Here is a 3521-nt window from a genome sequence, read left to right as displayed (position 1 = left end):
GTTAGTGAAATTTCCAAAAAATAACTTACAACCAAGCATTGTCTTTCCCAGTATTTTGTTCATTGGAATCGTCGTCATAAGCTGTATCTTTTTTCCCATTCGGACAGATACAGTTTTAAGCAGCATAAAAGAATATATATTCAGTTCCTGCAGTTGGGTGTACATCCTTTGTGTCGCCTTTTTCTTTCTTTTCCTGGTCATCTTGTGCCTTGGAAAACTCGGTGATATCCGCTTGGGAAACGAAGATGAAGAACCGGAATTTTCTTTTTTTCCTGGTTATGCATGTTGTTTTCGGCCGGCATGGGCATTGGTTTGATGTTCTTCGGCGTAGCCGAACCGATTGTCCACTTATCAGCTCCTTTGCACGGGTCAGCCTCTCCCCTGGTACAAACGAAAGAAGCCATGCTGAACACTCTTTTTCACTGGGGTATCCATGCCTGGGCTATTTATGGTATCATCGGTCTTGCCCTGGCCTATTTTGGATTCCGATATCAGCTTCCCGTAACCCTGCGTTCCGGTTTTTATCCCCTTCTTAAAAATAAATTGAATGGTTTCTGGGGCAATTTGATTGATATCGTCGCCCTCTGTGCAACTATCTTTGGCCTGACGACGACGCTGGGCTTCGGAGCCATGCAGCTCAACGCTGGTCTGAGTGCTGTCGGCATTTTCTCAACACCATCTTTTTCCCACATTATTCTCTTGATTGTCATCGCCGTCGGTCTTGCCATCTTGTCAGCCATTTCTGGCGTAAGTAAGGGCATCCGCTACATGAGCCAGGGAAATCTGATTCTGGCCATCTCCCTTCTGTTATTCATTCTCGTCGCCGGCCCGACTGTATATATTTTATCTTCCTTTACGGAAAACGTGGGATACTATCTGACCCACATCATCGAATTATCTTTCCGTACATTTGCCTACGAAAGCACAAAAGAGGAATGGTTTACTAACTGGACCATCACCTATTGGGCATGGTGGATTTCCTGGGCACCATTCGTCGGTCTCTTTATCGCTAAGATTTCCAAAGGACGCACGATACGCGAATTTGTTGTCTGTGTTCTTTTAGTACCGACCCTTTTCAATATCTTCTGGATGACTGTATTTGGCAACGGGGCTATCTGGGTTGATGCACAAACCGGCGGCATACTGACCAATGCAGCCGCTGAAACAGAAAAACTCTTGTTCCTGTTTCTGGACCAATTCCCCTTCGCTCTGGTCACATCCCTGATTGCGTTACTGGTCATTGCCATTTTTTTCATCACTTCAGCCAATTCAGGAATCTTTGTCATCAACAGTATCGCCTCACAAGGAAAAAACACCTTTCCCAAATGGCAGACGGTCTTATGGGGCTCCTTGCTGGCACTACTATCCATCGGTCTGCTCTATTCCGGTGGCCTCCAGGCCTTACAGACGATGACCGTCATCATTGCCCTTCCTTTTGCCATCATCATAATCCTGATGGTTTTCTGTTTATTACGCGGTTTGATGATCGATAACGCCTATTTCAGCAGGAAATTGTCTGAAAGCACGGTTTATTGGGACGGCTCTCATTGGCAGGACCGTCTGAAAAAAATCATATCCGTAGGAACGCTGGATGATTTTCAACGTTTTCTGAACCAAACCGTAGATCCAGCTTTCAAAGAACTGCGCCAGGAATTCTTACGCAACGGCATTTCCGTCCAGATTCAGGTGTGTAATGATAGTCATCAGGCATATCGTGAGCTAGTTGTCGAAAGTGGGAGCCTCCGCAATTTTATATACGGTATCCGCTATCGGGCCAATGATGTGTCAGATACAGTCGTTGGCTCCCTGTCCTTCCCGACCATAACGGAAGAAGAAAATTACGAGCCTATTTGTTATTTTGCTGACGGACGCCGTGGATACAGCATTAAATATATGCAGAAAGATGAATTGATCACAGACGTTCTCCGTCAATATGAACGCTATGTCAAAATGTTGGCAACAGGCAAACACGACCTGTATTTGTCTGATAAAGTACATCTAGAACAAGGAGAAAAACGATGAACCGATGGAATAATCTAATCGATTTAAAAGGCGACTCGGCCTCGATAGAAATCATCAATCAGCGCATTCTGGCTGACGCAACCATAGAAGGCACAAACTTGGTTGTCTTAGTCATGGCCATCATGATTGCCTGTATCGGGCTGAACATGAATAGCGTTGCCGTCATCATCGGGGCCATGCTCATTTCCCCCCTGATGGGCGGTATCGTAGCAACAGGCTATGGCATGGCAACATACGACGTCCCCTTTATCCGCAAGTCCCTGATTAAATTATCTTTCCAGGTAGGCCTTGCCGTATTAACAGCCTCAATTTATTTTCTCATTTCACCTTTGACCACTCCTACAGATGAAATGCTGGCACGGACCACTCCCACGATTTGGGATGTTCTCGTAGCCTTATGCGGTGGAATTGCTGGTGCCGTCGGAAATACACGGAAAGAAAAAAGCAATGTCATCCCAGGCGTCGCCATTGCTACGGCACTGATGCCGCCTCTCTGCACGGCTGGATATGGTTTTGCTTCAGGAAACTATACATTTTTTCTAGGAGCCTTGTATCTATTTTTCATCAATGCCTTTTTCATTGCCTTGTCTTCGTTCTTGGTATTTAAGATTCTGAAAGTCCCGCCTCACGGCAATGTCGCTGAAGCTCATTTTCGCAAACAGCGTCTCATTTTAGTTATCCTCGGCCTATTAATTACGATTCCAAGCATCTATATGGCTCATCTAACGGTAAAAGATGCGCTCCAGGAAGTCCAGGTCAAATCTTTTATAGAAACAAACATGAATTTTGAAAAAACTAGTGTCGTTTCTTACACACTAAAAGATAAGACCTTGACAATTGATCTTGTCGGGGCTGTCCTGACGGAAGAACAAATAGACCAGCTTAAATCGAACATAAATAACTATCCACGTCTTCAAGACATATCTCTTTCTATTATCCAGGGAAACAGGAATCTGAACGCTGAGGAAGTACAGCGATTGATCAATTCACGTATAGAAAAACAAGGCAAAGCCGAAAAAGAAGCTTCGTACAAGATGCTGACCAGTAAATATTACCCAGCTTACGAACGTACTGCAGCAGACCAGCAGGTCATCCAGATTCTAAACAGCCAGGCTCCTTTATTATTTCCGGAAATCCAGTTTGTCCGGGGTGGCACGCTAACAGCCTTGCATCGAGATAACGATACGAAAGACGGTACATTTGGCTACGACCGTTTCATGGCCGAAGTTACCGTCAGAACTCCCCTTAGTGCCGATGACGCGCTGCGTCTGCATGATTGGATCAAAGGTCAGGTAAACATGCCTGTCATTCTGAATGTCCAGACCAGCAATGCTCCCAGCGAATACTATGGCAACGGGATTCAATGGTAAAATCAAAACTGCTTTAAGCAGCTGAAAAGTATACCGACCCCCAATTGTTAGGCCAAAACTCTAACGATTAGGGGGTCGTTTTGTTATTTATTTAATTTACTCTGGCTTGATAGCAGATGAATCTATCTT

1 protein-coding gene and 1 pseudogene are annotated in these 3521 nt (G+C 44.9%); both read left to right on the top strand.

Translation table 11 applies throughout. From position 1 onward, the window contains the following. The first annotated feature begins 4 nt into the window (after nucleotides 1-4). Nucleotides 5-2022: pseudogene (locus tag DBO31_RS01195) on the top strand (BCCT family transporter). Further along, nucleotides 2019-3392, top strand: coding sequence for a DUF389 domain-containing protein (locus DBO31_RS01190; RefSeq protein WP_150824242.1), 1374 nt, complete (start codon nucleotides 2019-2021; stop codon nucleotides 3390-3392). Before DBO31_RS01195 ends, DBO31_RS01190 begins: the two are co-directional and overlap by 4 nt. The last annotated feature ends 129 nt before the right edge of the window (nucleotides 3393-3521 follow it).

Source organism: Megasphaera sp. DJF_B143, from assembly GCF_900320625.1.
GTDB classification, from domain to species: domain Bacteria; phylum Bacillota; class Negativicutes; order Veillonellales; family Megasphaeraceae; genus Megasphaera; species Megasphaera hexanoica.
This window is presented reverse-complemented; position numbering and strand designations above follow the sequence as displayed.